The organism is Noviherbaspirillum sp. L7-7A (genome assembly GCF_019052805.1).
In the GTDB taxonomy this organism is placed as follows: domain Bacteria; phylum Pseudomonadota; class Gammaproteobacteria; order Burkholderiales; family Burkholderiaceae_D; genus Noviherbaspirillum_A.
Window position 1 is genome coordinate 145177 of sequence record NZ_JAHQRJ010000001.1, and the last position, 22472, is coordinate 167648.

Annotated in this window: 21 protein-coding genes; 12 read left to right on the top strand and 9 right to left on the bottom strand. The window is 63.8% G+C overall.

Going from position 1 to position 22472, the window contains the following annotated elements; translation table 11 throughout:
* Positions 1 to 22: 22 nt before the first annotated feature.
* From KTQ42_RS00710 to KTQ42_RS00730, 5 genes are all read right to left on the bottom strand, one after another.
* Complete coding sequence (locus tag KTQ42_RS00710) at positions 23 to 2818, bottom strand: hypothetical protein (RefSeq protein ID WP_217343747.1); 2796 nt, start codon at positions 2816 to 2818, stop codon at positions 23 to 25.
* Positions 2819 to 2859: 41 nt separating this feature from the next.
* Positions 2860 to 3048 (bottom strand): DNA gyrase inhibitor YacG, encoded by a 189-nt coding sequence (gene yacG, locus KTQ42_RS00715; RefSeq protein ID WP_217343748.1) that lies wholly within the window; start codon positions 3046 to 3048, stop codon positions 2860 to 2862.
* A 12-nt stretch (positions 3049 to 3060) separates the two neighbouring features.
* Complete coding sequence (gene zapD / locus KTQ42_RS00720) at positions 3061 to 3816, bottom strand: cell division protein ZapD (RefSeq protein WP_217343749.1); 756 nt, start codon at positions 3814 to 3816, stop codon at positions 3061 to 3063.
* Positions 3817 to 3897: 81 nt separating this feature from the next.
* Positions 3898 to 4539: a dephospho-CoA kinase gene (coaE, locus tag KTQ42_RS00725; protein ID WP_217346759.1), complete on the bottom strand. Its 642-nt coding sequence runs from the start codon at positions 4537 to 4539 to the stop codon at positions 3898 to 3900.
* A gap of 22 nt (positions 4540 to 4561) precedes the next feature.
* Entirely contained in the window at positions 4562 to 5455 is an 894-nt protein-coding gene (locus KTQ42_RS00730; protein WP_217343750.1) for an A24 family peptidase, read from the bottom strand.
* A 235-nt stretch (positions 5456 to 5690) separates the two neighbouring features.
* On the opposite strand from KTQ42_RS00730, the gene KTQ42_RS00735 reads away from it, so the two are divergent.
* Together KTQ42_RS00735 and KTQ42_RS00740 are read left to right on the top strand one after the other, a co-directional pair.
* Positions 5691 to 6644, top strand: coding sequence for an aldo/keto reductase (locus KTQ42_RS00735; protein ID WP_217343751.1), 954 nt, complete (start codon positions 5691 to 5693; stop codon positions 6642 to 6644).
* Positions 6645 to 6723: 79 nt separating this feature from the next.
* Positions 6724 to 7020, top strand: a complete 297-nt coding sequence (locus KTQ42_RS00740) for a hypothetical protein (RefSeq protein WP_217343752.1) — start codon at positions 6724 to 6726, stop codon at positions 7018 to 7020.
* A gap of 93 nt (positions 7021 to 7113) precedes the next feature.
* Here the strand turns inward: KTQ42_RS00740 and KTQ42_RS00745 are convergent, their stop codons facing one another.
* Positions 7114 to 7848, bottom strand: coding sequence for a helix-turn-helix transcriptional regulator (locus KTQ42_RS00745; protein ID WP_217343753.1), 735 nt, complete (start codon positions 7846 to 7848; stop codon positions 7114 to 7116).
* A gap of 127 nt (positions 7849 to 7975) precedes the next feature.
* Between KTQ42_RS00745 and KTQ42_RS00750 the strand changes: the two genes are divergently transcribed.
* The 10 genes from KTQ42_RS00750 (at position 7976) to KTQ42_RS00795 (ending at position 18873) form a co-directional block, all read left to right on the top strand.
* On the top strand, positions 7976 to 8419 hold the full coding sequence (locus tag KTQ42_RS00750) for a YiaA/YiaB family inner membrane protein (RefSeq protein ID WP_217343754.1): 444 nt from the start codon (positions 7976 to 7978) through the stop codon (positions 8417 to 8419).
* Positions 8420 to 8464: 45 nt separating this feature from the next.
* Positions 8465 to 8911, top strand: coding sequence for a hypothetical protein (locus tag KTQ42_RS00755; RefSeq protein WP_217343755.1), 447 nt, complete (start codon positions 8465 to 8467; stop codon positions 8909 to 8911).
* A 9-nt stretch (positions 8912 to 8920) separates the two neighbouring features.
* A complete protein-coding gene (locus KTQ42_RS00760) occupies positions 8921 to 9739 on the top strand; it encodes a DUF2145 domain-containing protein (RefSeq protein WP_217343756.1) in 819 nt (272 codons plus the stop codon).
* A 100-nt stretch (positions 9740 to 9839) separates the two neighbouring features.
* A complete protein-coding gene (locus tag KTQ42_RS00765; RefSeq protein WP_217343757.1) occupies positions 9840 to 11909 on the top strand; it encodes a TonB-dependent receptor in 2070 nt (689 codons plus the stop codon).
* Positions 11910 to 12705: 796 nt separating this feature from the next.
* Positions 12706 to 13224 carry a gluconokinase gene (locus KTQ42_RS00770; RefSeq protein WP_217346760.1) on the top strand — a complete coding sequence of 173 codons (519 nt, stop codon included), beginning with the start codon at positions 12706 to 12708 and terminating at the stop codon, positions 13222 to 13224.
* A complete protein-coding gene (locus tag KTQ42_RS00775; protein WP_217343758.1) occupies positions 13221 to 13745 on the top strand; it encodes a TRAP transporter small permease in 525 nt (174 codons plus the stop codon). Before KTQ42_RS00770 ends, KTQ42_RS00775 begins: the two co-directional genes overlap by 4 nt.
* Positions 13742 to 15019: a TRAP transporter large permease subunit gene (locus KTQ42_RS00780; RefSeq protein WP_217343759.1), complete on the top strand. Its 1278-nt coding sequence runs from the start codon at positions 13742 to 13744 to the stop codon at positions 15017 to 15019. Before KTQ42_RS00775 ends, KTQ42_RS00780 begins: the two co-directional genes overlap by 4 nt.
* Positions 15020 to 15076: 57 nt before the next feature.
* Positions 15077 to 16084 (top strand): TRAP transporter substrate-binding protein, encoded by a 1008-nt coding sequence (locus KTQ42_RS00785; RefSeq protein ID WP_217343760.1) that lies wholly within the window; start codon positions 15077 to 15079, stop codon positions 16082 to 16084.
* A gap of 115 nt (positions 16085 to 16199) precedes the next feature.
* Entirely contained in the window at positions 16200 to 17186 is a 987-nt protein-coding gene (locus KTQ42_RS00790; protein ID WP_349292163.1) for a LacI family DNA-binding transcriptional regulator, read from the top strand.
* A gap of 289 nt (positions 17187 to 17475) precedes the next feature.
* Positions 17476 to 18873 (top strand): IS66 family transposase, encoded by a 1398-nt coding sequence (locus KTQ42_RS00795; protein ID WP_217343761.1) that lies wholly within the window; start codon positions 17476 to 17478, stop codon positions 18871 to 18873.
* Between the two features lie 480 nt (positions 18874 to 19353).
* On the opposite strand, the gene KTQ42_RS00800 is transcribed toward KTQ42_RS00795, so the two are convergent.
* Genes KTQ42_RS00800 through KTQ42_RS00810 form a run of 3 tightly spaced genes read right to left on the bottom strand, consistent with a single transcriptional unit; the run spans position 19354 to position 22455 of the window.
* Positions 19354 to 19527 (bottom strand): hypothetical protein, encoded by a 174-nt coding sequence (locus tag KTQ42_RS00800; protein WP_217343762.1) that lies wholly within the window; start codon positions 19525 to 19527, stop codon positions 19354 to 19356.
* A gap of 15 nt (positions 19528 to 19542) precedes the next feature.
* Complete coding sequence (locus KTQ42_RS00805; protein WP_217343763.1) at positions 19543 to 21168, bottom strand: aromatic amino acid ammonia-lyase; 1626 nt, start codon at positions 21166 to 21168, stop codon at positions 19543 to 19545.
* Positions 21169 to 21195: 27 nt separating this feature from the next.
* Complete coding sequence (locus KTQ42_RS00810; protein WP_217343764.1) at positions 21196 to 22455, bottom strand: allantoate amidohydrolase; 1260 nt, start codon at positions 22453 to 22455, stop codon at positions 21196 to 21198.
* Between the last annotated feature and the right edge of the window lie 17 nt (positions 22456 to 22472).

Consider the following 22472-nt stretch of genomic DNA (forward strand, 5'->3'; position numbering starts at 1 on the left):
GGTCATTGCCGCGTTTCCCGATTCATTCCTCATGCCTGGAAAAGTCGTGGGCGATGATTTGCCACTCCCCCCACTTTTCCAGCGACACCGGCTGAGCCTGGCGCCCCAGGTAATCGCACTGCCAGATATCCAGTTCTTCGCTGCCGGGGTTATACGCGAAGGCGAACTCCCAGCCGAACCAATTGCTGTCGGCGAAGATGACGGGATGCGGCGCCGCCAAGCGCAGATGCCGCGCTGCATCCGCGATGCGCTGCTGCCAGTCCTCTTCGGCAAACAGGCATTGCCGTTCCGTGAGCAGCGCGCCGAGCGCCAGCTTTTGCAGCGCATCCGCGCTCCAGTAGGGTTGGGACGGCAATCTGGCAAAAAGGTCGGCCAGCACGGCGGGCAGACGCGGGCTTTGCAGCTGCGCCTGCTTGAGCAATTTGCCGCAATGGCGCAGCGCCTGATCCTCGCTGATCAAAGGCAGGCTGCGATATAGCAAGCCATCCACGACTTCGGCAACATAGCGCCGCAAGCGTCCCGGCGGCAAAGGCTCCAGCACGCGGCGGCGAAATTGAGCGCGGGAAGCAGCGGCCGGCCAGCGCAGCCTGGGCAGGGAAACCGCTTGCTCCGTCAGCTGCGCAAACAGATGCCGCTGCATCGCCGCATCGAGGGTAATGCCCCGATAAAATTGCTGCGCCGGCAGCAGGAGATGGGTATCCAGCCACAACCGCGCATCGGCTGCCGTGCGCCAGCATTTCTGAAAAGGCGTGCAGAAGGGCTTGAGGGAAAACGCATGCGTCGGCGAGCACATCACCACATCGTGCAGGCGGCCAGCCTGCTTGCCAGGCTGCGTCTCATAGGCATGGATCTGCCTGGCGCAGGACACAGTGAATTCGAACAACTCGACCGGATTCCCGATGTGCCGGCTCCATTCCTGCACGTTGCTGCCTTTCCTGAGATAGGCATGCAGCAGGGTCTCGACCGAGCCGCCCGAAATATAGGCCCAGGGTGTGCAATCGCGTCCGAGTTGGGATGAACCGCCCTTGCTTGCCGCAAGACGCTGTTGCGCCTGCCGCATGAATTCCGGGTCCATGATGTGCCGCACGATATGGGTCACCAGGTCGCGCAACACGTCGTGCATGCTCTTGTCTTCCGCCGCCAGCAGCGAGATTTCCGTTACCCGGAAAAATTCCTGCAGGGCTTGCGTAAAAGTTTTTTCGTCATGAATGGCTTGCCATTGACTGCTTTGCGAGCGCGCTGGCTTGAAATACAGGCGGAAGCCGGCTGGCGCATCGGCATAGTTGTCCTCGCTATCGCCGTGCAGGTCGGGATCGTAGATCTCCTGGAAAAATTCGGCGAACCAGCCGAGATACCGGTTCAGCAAATGTTGAAACAGGCTCGCCAGATAATGGGCGGTATGGTGGGCCTGCCGCGCGCTTCGCTCGGCCTCCCGCAATTCCCTGACCACCTGGTTGTAGTCCATCTTGAGATAAGGCCAGCTGGGACCGTCGCTCGTATTGAGGCGATGCTGCAGGCTGTGGGCGCGCATGGCGAGCTGCTCATGGTTGCGCGCATGCCTGGTGATCAGGTTGTTGTACTCGTCCAGCAGTTCCTGAATGCTCAGTTGCACGATGTGGCCAATGCCGTAAGGCTGCCTGGGATCGATGCCAAGACTATGGTAGAGATTGGACCTGGTAAAGCCGGAAGTGTGGTCCGTCAGCGATGCCAGGGTGTATTCCCAGGCCTTGAGCAGGGGATTTTCGCCGTAGCGCTTGAATGCGGTCTCCATCTGGCCGAAGGCGCGCCAGAAGGCGTCGCAGGCGTCGTGCTTTTCATCCCGGACAAAGGACAGATGCACCAGCATGCCATCCTGGATGATCGGTTGGGGAGACAGTGCGTGCCGTTGCAGATCCGGCTCATCGATGTCGAATGCGCGCATGCCTATCCATTTCAGCAATTGCTCGACGCTCAATGGACGATCGCCGTGCCTGGCGGTATAAGCCTGCGCAGCGGGAGTCAGCCAGTCCACCAGTGTTTCCAGGCGCTGTTGGCTTGAAAGATGCGTCAGCAGTCCCGCTGCCTGCAGCGCGGCGCTCAAGGCGGGGGAGTGGCTGAAGCGGCGCATCCTGTCCGGCAGATCGGGGTGAGGCGCGATCGGCCTTTTGTAATCGGCAATGCCGGCGCTGCGGCTCAGGGGCACTTCCAGCCCCACGCCGTCGAAATAGCGTTCGAGTTTTGCCGTGTCGAGCAGCGCATGCAAGTCTTGCAGGAGCTGGCGCGGATGATTGGTCTGGACGATGATGCCTGGCGCCGTGGCGAAGCACGAGCCGACGTTCTGCCGGAAGTAGCTCAGCAGCACGCACAGGCAGGCCTGGCGCACATGGGCGTCGGTCAGTATCGACCGCTCCGGCAAGGCCAGGGTGTGGCGCACGAGGTTTTGCGCATGCTGGTTTTCGGTCGGCGTGCGTATGGTCAGCAAGGCCTTGCCCAGCGCTTCTTCTGTCGCCAGCCGTTGCAATAGCGCCAGCGCATGGCCGCGGGCGCGGCTTTCATAGGGGCTGCAGGGATCGAGGCAATAGCGGTAATGGGTCAGACCCCGGATGCAGTCCTGCAACTGGGAGCGGTCGATGCCGCCCTGCGCGTCAATGATACGGATGGCCAGCGAGCGGCAAAACTGGATATTGCGGATCAATACCGGTTCGTGCAGTTGCGAAACGAAAGCATCCCAGGTCAGCTCGCCGAAGGGAGAAAGGCATTGCCAGATGTCGCCCGATTGGCTTAGTTGCGCGTATTGTGCCTTCGTCAGGCGGCCGATCAGCTCTTCCAGCGTGGGCATATGGTGCTGCACGCCTCACTCGACCGCTGCGGGCGCAAGGATCACGAGGGCGAGTTCCCGTCGCTCTCTTCGTCGTCCACAGGTTCGACCGATGGAATCACATATTTCTCTTCGGCCCAGGCGCCGAGGTCGATCTGCTTGCAGCGATGGGAGCAGAAGGGGCGGTACTTGTTGGCCTCGGTCCATTCCACTTTCTTGCCACAGGTCGGGCAATTGACGATTGCTACCATTGCACTTCCATCTCAAAAATTGCACAGCGCCAGGTCGAACGGCACGTCGTGGTCGTAGGGCCTGGGTTTCATGTCGCCGTCCTGGGTGGTGAAGCGTACCCAGAGCATGTACTTGTTGGCCGAGATCTCGGGAATCGCGCCCAGCCGCTCGTCCAGCGTCAGCCGCAGCATCTGATACACCTTGCCCTGCAGCATCTGCTGGAAGCTGCCGGCCTGGGCGATGATCTTGGTGGGCCGGCCGGTTTCGCGCAGCAGGCGCAGCACGAAGGTCAGCGCGGAAAACAGCGGCGCCATCGGCGCGAACCAGGCGGAGATGTCTTCCATGCGCTGCTGCGGCGGCCGGTGCTGCCAGGCGTAATAGGCCGGCAGGTCGAATTCGCAGGCGCCGCCGGGAATGATGGTGCGGCCGCGTATGCTCATCAGCCATTCATTGTCGCGGATGTTCTGCCCGGTCTTGCCGCCTGAGGCGATCAGCGCCGCGCTGATGCTGTCGACCTCATCCAGCACCGCGTCCAGTGCCTCGGCCTGCACGTTGGGGTTGGCCTTGAAGCCAAGCAGCGTTTGTTTCTGCCGCTCCAGTTCCTGCAGCAGGTCCGATTTCAGGTCGGCGCGGCCGGCCACTTCCAGCATTTCGAAGATCGTGGACAGCGCCACGTGATGTTGCAGCGGATGCGCCTGCCGAACGAAGAACAGGAATTTCTCGTAGAGGTCTTCCAGCCGCAACAACGTGCGAATACGCTCGTTGAAAGGGTATTCGTAGACGATCAAAGTGACATCCCTTTACAGTGGGTTCCGCTTCATGCCGGAAGATTTGAAGAACCAGCATGATATTACAAACTTGGCAAATTCTTATTGCATTTGCCCGGCGTCCGGCAGCGGTTCTCCACGCGCGATGCGGCTGTAGAGCGCATGCAGGCGTTCGACCTGCGGCGTCAGCGCGGCAATGTCGGCGTCGTTGACGATCACATCGTCGGCCGCCGCCAGCCTTTCTTCGCGTGCCGCCTGCGCCGCCATGATGGCGCGGACCTGGTCCTCGGGCAGATTGTTGCGGGCCATCACGCGCGCCAGTTGCAGGCTTTCCGGACAGTCCACCACCAGCACCCGCGATACCCGCTCCTTCCATTTGCCGGATTCGACCAGCAAAGGCACGACAAAGATCCGGTAAATTCCGCTTGCCTCGCTGGCGGCGCGTTCTGTCTCGGTGCGGATCAGGGGATGCAGGATGGCTTCCAGCCGTTTCTTGGCGAGCGGATCGGAAAAGACTTCGGCCCGCATGCGGGCCCGGTCCATCGCGCCGTTCTTGGCAATGAATTCAGCGCCGAACTGCTCGAGAATGGCCGGCATGGCCAGGCCGCCCGGCGCGGTGAGCTGGTGCGCGATCTGGTCAGTGTCGATCAGGGAGGCGCCGAGCGCGGCGAACATGTCGGCCACCAGGCTCTTGCCGCTGCCTATGCCGCCCGTCAGGCCGATCGAAAACGGGGAATCGATGATAAGACCTCCTTGTCGCTTGCCTCTACAGCGGAAAGCCGAGATAGCTCTGGACCAGCATTTTGCCCCAGATCAGCGCAATCAGCCCAGCGGCGGCCAGGTAGGGGCCGAACGGAATCGGGTTGTCGCGGCCGCGCTTGGTGAAGGCGATCAGGCAGATGCCGACCACCGCGCCGACGATGGACGAGAGCAGGATGATCAGCGGCAGCATGGTCCAGCCCATCCAGGCGCCCAGCGCCGCCAGCAGCTTGAAGTCGCCATAGCCCATGCCTTCCTTGCCTGTGGCCAGCTTGAACAGCCAGTACACCGACCACAGCGACAGATAGCCGGCGGCGGCGCCGATCACGGCCTCGCGCAGCGGCACGAAGGCGCCGTTGAGGTTGATCAGCAGGCCCAGCCACATCAGAGGCAGGGTCAGGTCGTCCGGCAGCAGCTTGGTGTCGGCATCGATGAAGGTCATGGCGATGAGCAGCCAGAGGAAGGCCAGCGAGGCCATCCCGGCTGCGCCGCTGCCGAAATGCCAGATCATGCAGGCCGACAGCGCGCCGGTCAGCGCTTCCACCAGCGGATAACGGATGGAAATCGGCGCCTTGCACTGGCTGCACTTGCCGCCCAGCGCCAGGTAGCTCAGCACCGGGATGTTTTCCAGCGCCGTGATCTGGTGGCCGCAGTGCGGGCAGGCGGAGCGCGGCAGCACCAGGTCATAGCGCTCCATGTGCGGCAGCGGCTGGCCGCTTTCCTGGGCGACATAGTTGTCCGACTCGCGCTGCATCATCTTCGGCATGCGGTGTATCACCACGTTGAGGAAGCTGCCGATCAGCAGGCCGAGAATGCCGGCCACGATGGCCGGAAGCAAATTGCCGGGACCCGCAAATAACAGTGTGCCGTTGAGTGCGCCTAGGGTTGCCGCGTCGTTCATGAGATATCCGGGAGAGATGGTCGGTGGTTGCAGGGCTAGGTCAGCCGGAAAGCTGCCCAAAATCAACAGATTGTACTTGGAGTGACGGCGCGATTTTGCATTCCTGCAGGCCGGCGTGGCGCGAACTATACATTGCGCCATGCCCGGCGCGGTTTGCGGCGGTCCGACATAATGCCTGTCTGCCAAGAACCTGCAAACCTGCAGGCATGCCACCCTACGAGAGGAAGACAGCATCATGGAAAAACGCAAGCTCGGCCGTTCCGGCCTGGAAATCGCGCCGCTGGTATTCGGCGGCAATGTGTTCGGCTGGACCGCCGACGAGGCGACATCGTTCGGCATGCTGGACCGCTTTACCGACGCCGGCCTGGACGCGATCGATACCGCCGACGCCTATTCGCGCTGGGTGCCCGGCCATGTCGGCGGCGAATCCGAAACCATCATCGGCAAGTGGCTGGCGGCGGATGCGTCGCGCCGCGGCAGGATCACGCTGATCACCAAGGTCGGCGTCGACCTCGGGCCTGACAAGAAGGGCCTGTCGGCGCGCCGCATCGTGGCCGCGGTGGAAGACTCGCTGCGGCGGCTGCAGACCGACCACATCGACCTCTACCTGAGCCACTATCCCGACCCCGCCACGCCGATCGAGGAAACCCTGGGCGCCTACGACACGCTGCTCAGGCAGGGCAAGGTCAGGGCAATAGGCTGCTCCAACTATGACAATGCGCAGCTGCGCGCCGCGCTCGATGCGGCCGACGCCGGCAAGCTGCCGCGCTATACCGTGCTGCAGCCCGAGTACAACCTGCTCGACCGCGCCGGCTTCGAATCGTCGCTGCGCGACCTGTGCATCGCCGAAGACCTGGGCGTGATCACCTATTACAGCCTGGCTTCCGGTTTCCTGTCCGGGAAATACCGCTCGGCCGATGACCTCGGCAAGAGCGCGCGCGGCGGCCGTGTAGAGAAATACCTCCATCCGCGCGGCATGCGGGTGCTGGCGGCGCTGGATGCGGTCGCGGCCGAGGCTTGCGCGAAGCCGGCCGAAGTCGCGCTGGCCTGGCTGATCGCCCAGCGGGGCGTGACCGCGCCGATTGCCAGCGCCACTAGCGTCGAACAGGTCGACAGCCTGGTGCGCTCCGTCAGCCTTGCGCTGACAGCACAACAGCTCAGCCTGCTGGACCAGGCCAGCCAGGCTTGATTGCACGCATGGAAGGGCGCGGTCGGCATGAACTTCATTACGGCAAGCCATGTCCTAATGGCATTTTTGGGAGAAATAAATGCACAAGATACTGGCGATACTGGCTGCGCTCGCACTGTCCACCGCTGTCCATGCGCAGGACACCAAGGCCGAGGTGAAGGCGCAGGGCGACGTCGAGCGCGCCGCCATCAAGGCCAATGAAAAGGCCAACCGCGCGCTGAACAAGGAAGCCGAGGCCAATGTGAAGGCCGACGCCGACGCCGACCGCAAGAAGCTCAAGGCCAATCGCAAGGCGCAGAAGGAAGTCAGCGATGCCGCGGCAGACCTGTCCAAGGCGCAGACCAAGGCGCAGGCCCGCGTGGTGGACCAGAAGTAATCGGATTTTCTGCATCACGCAGCCGCGGCCGGCGCCTGCCGGACCGCGGCTTTTTCATGCCTGCCTTTTCGGTAATCTCGCTCTAAACCTGCCTCATCGACGGCGCAGCGCCTCGAATCCCTCGAAGTCCCACGACCGCATGGCCAGCAGCAGCGTATAGCCTTCCCGGTGCTGCGCCGGCAGCTTCTGGTCGGCCTGGTGCGCCTGCGCGAAATCCTGCGCCACCCGCTGCATGCGCTCGATGAAGGACGGCGCCAGGCTCTTGCTGATCGAGCCGTGCACCAGCATCAGCGACTCGTCTTCCCGGTCGAAGCCGCCTGAAAAATAGTCGAGCAATGCATGCTCGCGGAAGAAGTGCATCACCGGGCCGTGCGGCCGCCAGCGGAATGTCTTGGCCAGCTTCAGCCGGTAACGGTTCAGCGGACGCAGCTCGATGATGCCGAGGCGGTCCAGCCGCACCAGCCGGGCGATGGTCTCGGCTTCCGTCATGCGGTAATAGGCGGTGATCTGCTCCAGCGTCCACTGGCTGAGTACGCAGATGGCCGTCAACAAAAGCTTCTTGTCGGCCACCACCGCCTTCTCCTGCGCCAGCGTGAGTTCGGCCAGCAGCGGCCTTGCATCCGCCACGCTGCGCGCCAGGTCGGCGAAATCAATCTTCAATGCGGCGCAGATCGCATCCAGCCGCGATAGCGGCATTTCCCCCCTGGCCAGCATGCGCTTGACGCTGGACTCGGCCATGCCCAGCTTGCCGGCCAGGGTGGCATAGGTCATGCCGGCTGTTTTCAGTTCCTGCTTCAGCGCGTCGATCAGGGTGGCGGTGGTGCTCATGAAGCCTCCATAAAGTATCGAAATATGATACCCGATGGTTAAAAATGTTCGACCGGAATCGTATTTCGAGACTTCATGGCAGGGCTGGCCAATACTGCGCCTACCCCAACCACTGAAGGAGAAAACGATGAAAACCATCATGATTCGCGATTCCGGCGCATGGCAGATGCAGGTCTGGATCTCGTTTGCCATTGCCGTCTTTCTGTGCGGCGTCGGCCTGGCCTATCTGCCCGGCGCCGACCTCGACCGGGTGTTCATGATCATGGGTTACCTCTTCTGCCTGTCGAATGTGTTCGTGCTGTCGAAGATGGTGCGCGACAACCAGAAGGCGCGCCAGGGCGGCCGCGCCGACACGCCGATGTTCCGTTATGTGGTCTGGTCCGGCTTCCTGCTGGCGATGGCGCTGACCGCATGGGGCCTGCTGCGCATGGACATCAACGGCACCTACAAGGCATTCCTCGGCGTGGCCTGGCTGTATCTGGTGACCAGCGCCTTCACCCTGGCCAAGATGCTGCGCGACCGCCATGAAGCCGATCTGCTGGAATGCGGCGGCGAAGACAGCGCGGCCTGAACCAGTCCTGATAACGAATCTGACACTGAGCAAAGGAGAGAGATCATGAAACGCACGTTGTTGAACTGGTTTGCCGCAATCTTGCTGGCCATTGCCGCCGCCAGCCCGGCCCACGCGCACGGCGAGGGCTCCGCGCTCAGCGCACTGTCGGCCCTGCCGATGGCCTCGGTGATCGGCGGTAGCGCCGTCGCCGGCTCGGTGGCCGCGATCCCGCTGGCCTTGTCCGTGAGCGGCGCGGTGCTGGTGGTGACCGCGGTCGAAGCCAGCGCCCGCGGCATGGTGCTGGTGCTGGAACGGGCTTCGGACGGCGCCCGCGCCAGTGTCGAGATCGTCGGGCGCGGCGTGGCCGGCGCGTCGCTTGCGGTGGGCAGCGTGGTTGGCTGCAGCGTGATCGGCTCGGGCGTGGTGCTGTCGGCGGCGGGCCAGGCGATTGCCTTCATTCCCAATGCGATCGGACGCGCGCTGCTGCACGATGAACAACTGTCCTACTAGGAGACGGCGATGAAAGCGATCCAATGCCTTGCCAGCCTGATGCTGCTTGCCTGCTGCGCATTCAGCACCGCTGCCCATGCCGGCCGCAATTGCGATGAAAAGCCGCCGACCGTGCAGGCGGTCACGCGCGGCATGGCGCTGGCCGAGCGTACCCGCGAGGCGCTCGACGCCAGCGGCCAGGACCTGGTGCTGCTGGCCCGCGTCGGCCAGGACCTGCGCAAGTATGGCGTGCAGTATTCCCACCTGGGCTTTGCCTATCGCGAGCCGGACGGCCATGGCGGCCATGTATGGCGCGTGCTGCACAAGCTCAATGAATGCGGCAGCGACCATGCCGCCATATACCGGCAGGGCCTGGGCCAGTTCTTCCTCTCCGACCCATTCCGCTATGAAGCCGCGTTCGCAGCGCCCAACCGTGAATGGCAGCAGAAGCTGCTGCCATTCATGCGCGACAAGCAGCGCGCGCTGCAGATGCACCACCGGCCCTACAGCATGGCCGCCTATGCCTGGGCCACCCGCTATCAGCAGTCCAACCAGTATGTGATCGAGACCATGGCCGCGGCCATGCTGCCGGCCAACGCCAGCCGCATGAAGGCGCAGGCCTGGCTGATGGCGCAGGACTATGAGCCGGCCACGCTCAGGCTGGATGCGCTGACGCGGCTGGGCGGTCGCATCTCGTCGGCCAATATCGCCTTCGACGATCATCCGAACGAGAAGCGCTATGCGGACCGCATCGAGACTGTGACCGCCGACTCCGTGTTCCGCTGGCTTGAACGCAGCGGGCTGGGTGGCAGGGCACAGGTCATCGCGCTCACCGGCCCGGCACGGTAAAGCATCAACAGTGCTTGCCGACGCGACACATCGAGGCGGGATTACCGCATAGAATGGCTGCGTTTTGCCGTACCTCACATCAACCCGACCCGGCCATTCCATGAACATGCTTTACGCAGCGCCCGTATTGCTTCTTTCGTCCATCGCTGTGGCTGCGGCGGCCGAACCCGGCGAGAAGACCCTGGCGCCGGTGGTGGTGGAATCGAGCCTGATCAACCCCATCGGCGCGGCCGATTCGGCCACCGAGGGCACTGTGACCGGGAAGCAGCTGGAGAACCGGCCGCTGCAGCGCACCGGCGCCCTGCTCGAAGCCGTGCCGGGCGTGATCGTCACCCAGCATTCCGGCGATGGAAAGGCCAACCAGTATTTCGCGCGCGGCTTCAACCTCGACCATGGCACCGACTTCCGGACCACGGTGCTGGGCATGCCGGTCAACATGCCCAGCCATGCCCACGGCCAGGGCTACTCGGACCTGAACTTTATCATTCCCGAACTGGTCGGCACGATCCAGTACAAGAAGGGGCCTTACTATGCCGAGGAAGGCGATTTCGCGTCCGCCGGCGCCGCCGCGTTCGACTATCTGCGCGCGCTTCCCCGCGGCCTGCTGAGCGTGGAAGCCGGCGAGCATCGTTACCGGCGCGCGCTGCTGGCCAATTCGTCGGCGATGGGCCCGGGCACGCTGCTGTATGCGATCGAGGGCGCCGGCCAGAACGGTCCCTGGGACCGGCCCGAACAGTACAAGCGCTACAACGGCGTGCTGTCCTATAGCCTGAAAAACGGTGCGGACGAGACCCGCGTCACCGCGATGGCGATGCAGTCATCCTGGAATGCCACCGACCAGGTGCCGCAGCGTGCGCTGGCTGGCGGCCTGGTTGGCCGCTATGGCGCGATCGACCCGACCGATGGCGGCAGCACTGCGCGCTACAGCCTGTCGGCCGACTGGCTGGGCCGCTATGCCGATGGCAGCGCCCGCATCAATGCCTACCTGATCCGCTCCAGGCTGGACCTCTACAGCAACTTCACCTATGCACTGGACGACCCGATCAACGGCGACCAGTTCAACCAGTCCGAGCGCCGCACCGTGGGTGGCTTCAATGCCCAACGCAGCTGGCAGCATGCAACGGCCGGCCTCGACATGGAGACCACGCTGGGCGTGCAGCTGCGCGCCGATCGCCTCTCCCCGGTGGCGCTGTATGGGACCGCCGCGCAGCAGCGGCTGTCCACTACCCGGCGCGACGAGGTGACCGAACGCTCGGCCGGCATCTTCGCTTCCAACACCACGCGCTGGCTGCCCTGGTTCCGCACCGTGGCCGGCGTGCGCGCCGACCATTACGGCTTCGATGTGACCAGCAATCTGCCCGCCAACTCCGGCAAGGTCGATGCCACCATCGTCAGCCCCAAGCTTGCCGCCATCTTCAGTCCCGCCGCCAACAGCGAGCTGTACCTGAACTGGGGCAGGGGCTTCCACAGCAATGATGCGCGCGGCGTCACCGGCACGGTGGACCCGCGCACCGGCACCGGCCGCAACGCCGATGGCGAACCGGTGATCCGCGCCACGCCCCTGGTGCGCACTACCGGCTATGAAGCCGGCGTGCGTTACAGCGGGCTGCTGCCCGGCCTGCAGACCACGCTGTCGGTCTGGCGCCTGCTGCTGGATTCGGAACTGGTTTTCGTCGGCGACGCCGGCACGACGGAAGCCAGCCGGCCGAGCCGGCGCAGCGGCATTGAACTGGCCAACTACTATGTGCCGGCGCCGGGCTGGATCGTCGACCTCGACCTGTCATGGTCGCGCGCGCATTTCAGCGACGATGACCCGGCCGGCTCGGCCATTCCCGGCGCGGTCAGGCGCACTGCGGCATTTGGCGTCACCGGCGAACAGGGACGCTGGTCGGGCGGCGTGCGGCTGCGGTACTTTGGCGGCCGGCCGCTGGTGGAGGACAATACGGTGCGCTCGCCAGCGTCCACGCTGCTCAACGCCAGGCTGGCCTATGCGCTCACGCCGGATGTGAAGGTCAGCCTGCAGATACTGAACCTGCTCGACCGCCGCGTCAGCGACATCGACTACTATTACACCTCGCGCCTGGCCACCGAGCCGGCTGCCGTCAACGATATCCATACCCATCCGGCCGAGCCCCGCACACTGCGGGTGGGGCTTGCAATGAAATTCTGATGCAGCAGCGGCATGCAAATGCGGTTCTGGTTGCCGTTGCTCCTGACCTGCAAATGCTGTTCGTGATGTGCCGGCACGATGACATTGCGCTCTGCGGTAATGCGGTTGGCATTCCGCGGCGCGGTACTTAATCCTGCGCATTGTCCTTGCTTTTGGCGCGCGTTCGGCCGGACCAGCAGCATGATGCAAGCCCCGGTGTGGCGCACCCGGCATCGATGCGATCTTCTTAATGGCGTAGGGTGCAACACCCCGAAGGGGCATTGCACCATCGTCGCGAACCGGGGCGACATTGGCGGCCATTTTTCTTCAACGACCATCGGTGTAATGCCCCTTTGGGGTATTACACCTACGCGTCCTTGGCTTGATAACGCTCTCATGATGTATCGGCATTTGCCTGCCATGGCTTCGGATAACGTGAAGCCGCGTCACGATTGCTGTAACTGCCATACCGGATGAACCGTTCTATGAACCGATTGCGCGACACATGAAAACAGCTAGGCAGACGAAGCGTTCAAGCGGGCCATTACCACCAGTTTCAATACGGCATTGTAGTTAAGGAAGATTCTCGCATTGCCATTGTCGGGAAGCGGCTCATCTGCCGTCGACGCATCACTGCCTGAGGTAGTGCCGGCCATGCCTTCGCGCCTCCGTTTGATGCGCCGCACCAAATAAAGTCCTTTACTAATCGAATGGAAGTATTATTATTCCGCCCTGTTAGCGTTATCATCGCAGCGAGCAAGAATTGAAAAATCAAGAGACAACGGCGCCCACCGGCGCTGCCGGCCGCTACGTCGTCATGGGCGTCAGCGGTTGCGGCAAGAGCGAGATCGGGCAGCGGCTGGCGGATCGCCTCGGCACTGCCTACGTCGAAGGCGATGCCTTCCACCCGGCCGCCAACGTGGCCAAGATGAGCGCCGGCACGCCGCTCGACGACGATGACCGCGCCGGCTGGCTTGCGGTGCTGCGCGACAGGATCGCCGGGGCGCGCAGCGAGGGCGTCGGCCTGGTGCTGTCCTGCTCATCCCTGAAGCGCCATTACCGCGACCTGCTGCGCAGCGGCGACCCCGACCTGACCTTCATCCACCTGCACGGCGAGCGCGCCCTGATTTCAGCGCGCATGCAGGCGCGGCCCGGCCACTTCATGCCGCCGGCGCTTCTCGACAGCCAGTTGCGCGACCTCGAGCCGCTACAGGCCGACGAGCGCGGCTTCCAGGTCGATATCCGCCTTGCGCCGGAAGAACTGATTTCGCAGATCGCGCAGCAATGCGGCGCGGATGCACAGGCAACCCCAGAAAATCAAAAGGAGACGAAATGAAAACCCTGGCGCCACGGCTTGAACGCCTCGTGGAATGGCTGATGGCGCTTGCGCTTGCCATCATGGTGGTACTTGTATTCGGCAACGTGGTCCTGCGCTATGCGTTCGGCTCGGGACTGGCATGGGCGGAGGAAGTCGCGCGCCTGATGTTCGTCTGGCTGATCTTCCTGGGCGCGATCCTGGCATTGCGCCACCATGCCCATATCGGCGTCGAAATGCTGCAGCAGCGGCTCTCGCCCAAGGCGCGGCGCGCCTGCGCGGTGGTGAGCCACCTGTTCATGCTGTACGCGCTGTGGCTGTTCCTGTACGGCAGCTGGAACCAGACCGTGATCGGCCTGGACACCTATTCCACCGTGCTGCGCTTTCCGAATGCCTTCATGGCCTCGGCCGGCCTGCTGTGCGCGGCGTCGATGACGCTGCTCGTGGCGGTCAACCTGGTGCGCATCATCACCGGCAGCGACAAGGCCGTGGTGCCCGGCGACATTCCCGCTGATCAGGCAGCCGTGGGGGTGATCGAATGACGCTCGCCATCTTCCTCGGCGCCCTGATCTTCTTCATGATCCTCGGCATGCCTATCGCCTTCGCGCTGGTGCTGACCGGCGTGGCGCTGATGTTCCATCTCGATTTCTTCGATGCGCAGATCGTCGCGCAGAACCTGCTGGCCGGCGCCGACAACTTCCCGCTGATGGCAGTGCCGTTCTTCATTCTGGCCGGCGAACTGATGAATGCCGGCGGCATTTCCAAGCGCATCATCAACCTGGCTGTGAGCATGGTCGGCCATCTGCGCGGCGGCCTGGGCTATGTCGCCATCGCCGCATCGGTGCTGCTGGCCAGCCTGTCGGGCTCGGCGATCGCCGACACCGCGGCACTGGCCACCCTGCTGATCCCGATGATGCGCGACCACGGCTATCCGGTACCGCAGAGCGCCGGCCTGATCTCGTCCGGCGGCATCATTGCGCCCATCATTCCGCCGTCGATGCCCTTCATCATCTATGGCGTCACCACCAACACCTCGATCAGCAGCTTGTTCCTGGCCGGCGTGGTACCGGGGCTGCTGATGGGTGTCGTGCTGATCGCCGTCTGGGCCAGGCTGGTGCCGAAGATGAATGTGAAGGCGCAGCCCAAGGCCAGCTGGGCCGAGCGTCGCCATGCGCTGATCGATGGCGTCTGGGCGCTGATGCTGCCGGTGCTGATCCTGGGCGGCCTGCGCGGCGGACTGTTCACGCCGACCGAGGCGGCCGTGGTGGCGGCCGTGTATTCGCTGGTGGTGTCCGTCTTCGTCTACCGCGAAGTCAAGGCGAAAGACGTGGTGCGCCTGCTGGTGGAGGCGGCCAACACCACCGCCATCGTGATGTTCCTGTGCGCCGCCGCCGTGGTGTCGTCCTACATGGTAACGCTGGCCGACCTGCCGGCGCTGGCCATCGAGATGCTGCAGCCGCTGATGGGCAACCCGTATGTGCTGATGATTGCCATCATGCTGCTGCTGCTGGCAGTGGGCATCGTGATGGACCTCACGCCCACCATCCTGGTAATGGGCCCGGTGCTGCTGCCGGTGGCGGTCAAGGCCGGCATCGACCCGATCTACTTCGGCGTCATGTTCATCCTGGTCGGCACCATCGGCCTGATCACGCCGCCGATCTGCACCGTCCTCAATGTGGTGTGCGGCGTGGCAAAGATTTCGATGGAGAGCGCAACCCGCGGGGTATGGCCATTCCTGATGGCCTATACCGCGCTGCTGGCGCTGTTCATCGCTTTCCCCGGCATCATCACCGCTCCCATGGTGTGGTTCCGTTAATTGTTCTTCGTATCCGCAGTAGTGCCCGATCATTCATCTTAAAAAACCGGAGGAGTCATGAAGTTTCTCGTTAAATCCATCGTCCTGGCACTGGCCATGAGCGGCGCTGCCAGCGCCGCCCAGGCGGCTGACTACAAGCCGCGCATCATCCGTTTCGGCTATGGCCTGGCCGAAGACAGCAACCAGGGCCGCGCGGTGAAGTTCTTCGCCGACGACCTGGCCAAGCGCACCGGCAACAAGCTGAAGGCGCGCCCCTTCGGCAATGCCAGCCTCGGCAGCGACACGCAGATGCAGAACGCCCTGATTGGCGGCGCCCAGGAAATGATGGTCGGCTCGACCGCCACGCTTGTGGGCATCGTCAAGGACTTCGGTGTCTATGACCTGCCGTTCCTGTTCAACAACGAAAAGGAAGCCGACGCGGTGCTGGACGGCCCGTTCGGCCAGAAGCTGGCTGCCAAGCTGCAGGAAAAGGGCCTGGTTGGCCTGGTTTACTGGGAAAACGGTTTCCGCAACCTGACCAACACCAAGCGCCCTGTTGCGAAGATGGAAGACATGCAGGGCATCAAGCTGCGCGTGATGCAGAACCCGGTCTACATCGACATGTTCAACAGCTTCGGCGCCAATGCCGTGCCGCTGCCGTTCTCGGAGCTGTTCACCGCGCTGGAGACCAAGACCGTCGACGGCCAGGAAAACCCGGTCAACACCATCCAGTCGAGCAAGTTCTACGAAGTGCAGAAATACCTGTCCATCACCAAGCACGTCTACAGCCCATGGATCGTCCTGGCCAGCAAGAAGTGGTGGGATGGCCTGTCGGCTGACGAGCACAAGGCGATCCAGGAGGCGGCGGTGGCATCGCGCGACTTCGAGCGCAAGGACAGCCGCGAAGCGTCGGTCAAGGCAATCGACTTCCTGAAGGAAAAGGGCATGCAGGTCAGCGTGGTGAGCGACACCGAACTGGCGCGCATGCGCGAGAAGGCCAAGCCGGCGTTCGACAAGTTCGCGGCCGAAGGCGGCGCCGACGTGATCAAGGAACTGCAGGCTGAAATTGCCAAGGTCCGCAAGTAAGCCAGCGGCGCTGGTTTCCGCACCGTCGTCAGCGCCGGCCGATGCCGCGCCGGATGGCGCCGGCCGGCCGCGCCCGACGGCAAAGCGGGCCGCACGCAGCCGCTCCAGCGGCCGCGTGACGCTGGCCGACGTGGCCAGCCATGCCGGCGTGGCGCTGATGACCGCATCGCGCGCCATCTCCAATCCCGGCCTCGTGTCGGAGACGCTGCGGCTGCGAGTCAACGAGGCGGTGGCCGCGCTGGGCTATGTGCCGAACCGGGCTGCGCGCAGCCTGGCGTCGTCGCGTTCGAACGTGATCTCGGTGCTGGTGCCGTCGCTGTCGAATGCGGTCTTTACCGATACGCTGGCCGGCATACAGGATGCACTGGATGCCGAAGGCTTCCAGATGTTGATCGGCAATACCCGTTATTCCAATGCGGAGGAGGCCAAGTTCCTGCGCATCCATCTGCAGTCCAATCCCGACGGCGTGCTGCTGACCGGCGTGGCGCAAAGCGCCGAAGTGCGCCAGATGCTGGAGGCCTCCGGCGTGCCGGTGGTATCCATGATGGACATCCCTGACGACCCGAGCCGGCTCGCGGTCGGCTTCTCGCAGCACCAGGCTGGCCATGCAATGACCAGCCATCTGATCAAGAAGGGCAGGCGCCGCATCGGCTTCATCGGCGCCCAGCTCGACGACCGTACCTTAAAGCGCGCCGAAGGCTATCGCGCCGCGCTGCGGCAGGCGGGCCTCTACGACCCGAAGCGGGAACTGCTGGTGCCTGATCCCTCCACGGTTGCGCTCGGCGCCGAGCTGCTGGGCCGCATGCTGGCGATGGCGCCGGACTGCGACGCGGTGTTCTGCTGCAACGACGACCTGGCCTATGGCGCGATTTACCAGTGCCAGCGGCGTGGCATCGCGGTACCGGAAGAACTGGCCATCTGTGGGTTCAATGACCTGCCGCTGTCGGCGTGGATGAATCCATCGGTTACCACCATCGCGACGCCGCGTTACCGCATCGGGTTCGAGGCGGCGCGCATGCTGCGCGGGGTGATTGAGGGGGAGGAGCCGGTGGCGCGGCAGATCGATCTGGGGTTTACGCTGATGGCGCGGGAGAGCGCGTAGAGGGACGCAGTTGCAGTTGCAGTTGCAGTTGCCGTTGCCGTTGCAGTTCAGATCCCGTTGAGCGCGCCGTGCCGTCGATGCCTGAAGCGGATAAGGTGCGGCGTCTGTCTGAGCGCAGCGTAGCGTAGCGAGTTTAGCCGCGCCCCGCTTCAGGCATCGCCGTCACGGGGACCCCGCGCAGCGGGGCGCGATCACCGGGTCGCCTTTTCTTGCCTACTTCTTTTGGCGAAGCGTAACTATTCAGCATCAGACTGTTAAATTCCTTCATTCAGGTGCATAGTGCGATGTCATGAAATCACGTCCCGATCTCTCCACTCTGAGCTTCGAGCAAAAGGACGAGCTGATCCTGCAACTCTGGGATCGCCTCGACAAGCTCGAAGCGATGCTGCTTAAAAACAGCAGTAACTCTAGCAAGCCGCCTTCGTCAGACGGCTTCAAACGCAAGCCTAAATCACGCCGCGTGGCTGGCAAGGCCAGTGCGGGCGGGCAGAAGGGACATCCCGGATCGACATTGAAACGAGTCGACGTGGCTGACCAAGTGCAAGTGCATCAGCCACCGCAACGCTGCACGGCATGTGGCAGCAAACTCGACCTGCGCACCGCCACGATCGATGTGCAAGGGCGTCAGGTCATTGACTTGCCTGCCATTCGCATGACGGTGATCGAGCATCGCCTGCAGCGTGTGCGCTGCCGTTGCGGCCAGGCGCATACCGGATGCTATCCCGAGGGGGTGACGCAGGCGGCACAGTACGGTGCGACCATCAAGGCTGCGGTGGTTTATCTGACGCAGTATCAGCATGTGCCGATGAAGCGATGCACGCGCCTGATGCAGGACTTGTTTGGCGTGACGATGTCCCCGGCCAGCGTGCATGCCGCCATTGCGCAGGCGCACGCCGCTGTGGCACCGGTGGTGCAGGCGCTGGGCGAGTCACTGCTGCAGGCGCCAGTAGTGCACTTCGATGAAACGGGCATGCGCGTGGGCACCAAGCTGTACTGGATGCACAGTGCATCGACCGAGGACGCAGTGGTCTATCAGGTGCATGCGCGCCGCGGCTACCAGGCGCTGGAGGCGTTGAACCTGCTGCCGCGCTTCAAGGGTGTGGCCGTGCATGACGGCTGGCCTTCCTACTACCGTTTCAACGTACAACATGCGTTATGCAACGCGCATCATTTGCGTGAGCTGGAGTTCGTAATCGACTCGACCGGGCAGCAATGGGCGCAAGACATGATGAGCTTGCTTGTGAAGATGAATCATGCTGTGGATGCCAGCGAGGATGGGGTGTTGAGCCAGCATGTTGCTGCAAGCTACCGTCGCCGATACCGTGAGCTCCTTGAGCAGGGTCGCCAGCATAATCCGCAAAGGCTGACTGACCTGACCCGCAAGGACAAGCGAGGCGGCATCAAGCAAAGCACCACATACAACCTGATCAAGCGGCTGGAGCAACACGCTGATGATGTGCTGCGTTTCATGCATGATGCACGGGTGCCGTTCACGAACAACCTTGCCGAGCGCGACCTTCGCATGCCCAAGCTCAAGCAGAAGGTATGCGGATGCTACCGCAGCTTTGCGGGCGCGCAGGCGTATTGCAGCATTCGTTCCTACATAGGGACATTGCAGAAGCAATCGAAGGATCTGATACAGGCATTGACCATGCTATTTAGCGGTCGCATGCCTTCGACAGGTTAAGGCTGCATACGTCTTGCGTTCTATGAATGCTGAATAGTTACGGCGAAGCAAAAGAAGTAGGTCGCCTGCCGGGGCGAACACCCGGCCTGGTCATGACGACAGTGCAGTGGGCTTGTTTCACCCGGCGTAAAGGCGTCACTGCGAAGCAGCAGTTGCCTTTGACGTCAAGGGTTTTGCATGAACCACGTCGAACGACAACACCGACAGTGCTGCCCGTGCGTTGCCGGGTAACGCAAGGCGCCTGCACTGCCGTGGAGGCAAGCCGGGAGTCCGTCCCGGCGGCCGGGTCACTTTTTTTGCTTCGCCAAAAAAAGTAACCAAAAAAAGGCGACCCGGTGATCGCGCCCCGCTGCGCGGGGTCCCCGTGTCAGCGGCACCCGGAGCGGGGCGCGGCTAAACTCGCTACGCTGCGCTGCGCTCAGACAGACGCCGCACCTTATCCGCTCCGGGCACCGCTGACACGGCGCGCTCAACGGGATTTCACTGCAACGGCAACGGCCACTTCAAAAGCAACCGCAACCGCAACCGCAACGGCGACGGCGACGGCAACGGCAACGGCAACGGCAACGGCAACGGCAACGGCAACGGCAACGGCAACGGCAACGGCAACGGCAACGGCAACGGCAACGGCAATGGTGTTTTCACCATCACCATCACCATCACCAGCCGTCAGGCAAACTTCCCTATCTTCGCCTCCACAGCCGCCCGCACCGACCCGCTCGCCACGAAGGAATGCGCAACCTCGATATCGTCATGGAACCAGCGGTCGCCTTCCAGGCACGCCGGGATCTGGCGCCGTACCTCGTCGTAAGCGGCCTGCGTGCCAGCGCCAAGAACGAAGCCCGGCAGCAGCGATTCGGTCATGGTCAGCGCCTGCGCCGCCAGCAGCATTTCCACGCCGACGATATAGCGGGTGTTGGCCACCACGGTTGCGGCCTTGCGGGCGCACCAGGTGGAGTTGGAGATGTGGTCTTCGCTGTTGCCCTTGGACGGGATGCTGTCGACGCTGCCGGGCATGCACAGCGTGCGGTTCTCCATCACCAGCGAACTCATCGAGCATTGCACCACCGGATAGCCGGTATTGACGCCGCGGATGCCGGTCATCAGGTTGCGCGGCAGGCCCCATGACAGGGTCGGGTCGATCAGGCGCGCGATGCGGCGCTCGCAGATGCTGCCGAGGTCGGTCACGGCCATGGCCAGCAGGTCCATTGCCTGCGCAAGGTACTGGCCGTGGAAGTTGCCGCCGGAGATGATCTCGAAGCCGCCGCCATCCTTGCCGAAGATCAGCGGATTGTCGGTGGCGGCATTGATCTCGTTGCCGATGATGGTGTCGATGTAGTCCAGCGCATCGAACACCGGGCCATAGACCTGCGGCGCGCAGCGCAGCGAATACACGTCCTGGATGCGCGGCGTATAGGCGATGTCGGTGCGGCGCAGTTCATCGGGGAACTGTACGGCGCGCGCCTCGTGGCTGGCGCGGGTGGAGCCGGCCAGCAGCTTCCTGACGATGGCGGCGGTCTTGATCTGGCCCGGATGCGGGCGCGCCCTGTGGATGCGCTCGTCAAAGCCCGCCATCTCGGCCCGCATCGCTTCCAGCGTCAGCCCCAGCGACAGGCAGGCGTCGGACAGCAGGTTGCGGGCATCGTCGGCGGCCAGCACGGCAACGGCCAGCGACACGGTGCAGCCATTGATCAGGGCGGAAGCATCCTTGGCCTTCAGGTCGAACTTCACCGGCGACAGTCCGGCTTCGGCAATGGCCTGCGGCGCGCGCATGCGCTGGCCGCGGTACATCACCTCGGCTTCGTCGAAGCCGGCAATCGCGGCGGCCAGGTAGGCCAGCGGCGCCAGGTCGCCCGAGGCGCCAACCGAGCCCTTCTGCGGCATCACGGGATGGATGCCGGCATTGACGAAGTCCAGCAGGCGGTTTACCACTTCCACCCGCGGCGCGGAATAGTTGCTGGCGAAGGCATTGGCGCGCAGCAGCATGGTGGCGCGGCTGACTTCCTCGGAGAACGGCTCGCCCATGCCGGCCGCATGGGCGCGGATCATCTGGGTCTGGAACAGCTCGATATGGTCGACGCTGATGCGGGTGTCCTTCAGCAGGCCAACGCCGGTGTTGAAGCTGTACATCATCGGCGCTTCGTCATGCATCCAGTTGGCTTCGATGTAGTCGCGGCTTTCCTTCAGTGCCGCGCGCGAGGAAGGCGCCAGGCCCACCTTGATGGAGGTGTCGCGCGCCACGGCCAGCACCTGTTGCGCGGAAAGGGTAAAGCCATCGATCAGTAATTCAGTCATGCCAGTCTTTCAGTAAAAGGTAACGGATCAGGCCGCGGCCTGTTGCGGAAGAAAGCTTTCAACGAAGCGGGTAAATACATCGGCTGCCGCCTGCGCGTCGGCGGCGGTCATGGTTTCGTCGGGATGGTGGCTGATGCCGCCATTGCCGCAACGGACGAACAGCATCGCCACATCGGTCAGCGCGGCAACCGCCATGGCGTCATGGCCGGCGCCGGAAGGCAGGTGGCGCAGCGGCATGCCAAGGCCGGCGATCGCCTGTTCCAGCTGCGCCTGCAGCCAGGGCGCGCAGGGCACGCTGGCGGCGTCATGGGTCTGGTTGATGTCCAGACCCACATTGCGGCGCGCGGCGATCGCCTGCATCTCGCGCAGCACGTCGGCCACGGCAGCCAGCCGCACCGCGTCCTGCTCGGCGCGGATGTCGATGGTGAAGACGGCCCGGCCCGGCACCACATTGGCCGCGCCGTTGGGCACTTCCAGCACGCCAACGGTGCCGACCAGGCCCGGCGTGCCGGAGCAGCGGCGCTCGATGTAGAGGCCAATCTCGGCGGCGGCCATCGCCGCGTCGCGGCGCAGGCCCATCGGCACGGTGCCGGCATGGCCGGCCAGGCCGGTGGCCTGCACCATGAAGCGGGATGCGCCGGAAATTGCGGTGACCACGCCAACCGGCAAGCCCTCGTCCAGCAGCACCGGGCCCTGCTCGATATGCACTTCGACGAAGGCCAGCACGTCCTGGCGGCGATAGGCCGCGGCGGGCAGGGCGGCGGCGTCGAAGCCGGCCGCGGCGATGGCCTCGCGCATGCTGATGCCGGCGTCGTCGCGCCGCTCCAGCACGCTGTGATCAAAGGTGCCGGCGATGGCGCGGCTGCCCAAGAGGGTAGCCTTGAAGCGCACGCCTTCCTCTTCGGCGAAGCCGATCACCTCGATGGCGAACGGGAAGCGCCGGCCCTGGCAATGCCAGGCGGCGATGCAGGCGATGGGCAGGATGATGCCCAGGTTGCCGTCGTATTTGCCGCCATTGCGCACGGTGTCGAAATGGGAGCCGGTGAGGAGCGCCGGCGCATTCGGCGTTGCGCCTTCATAGCGGCCGATCACATTGCCGGCGGCGTCGCGCCGCACAGTCATGCCGGCTTCGGTCATCCATTGCGTCAGCAATGCGCTGGCGGCATGGTGCGCCGGGGTCAGATAGGTGCGCGTGAGCATGCCCGGCATCTCGGTGTGCTGCGCCAGTTGGTCGGCGTGGCGCATTACAAGCGCGCCGGTGTCTGTTGGTTCTGCTGCCGCGGTCATGATCGCTCCTTGGTCAA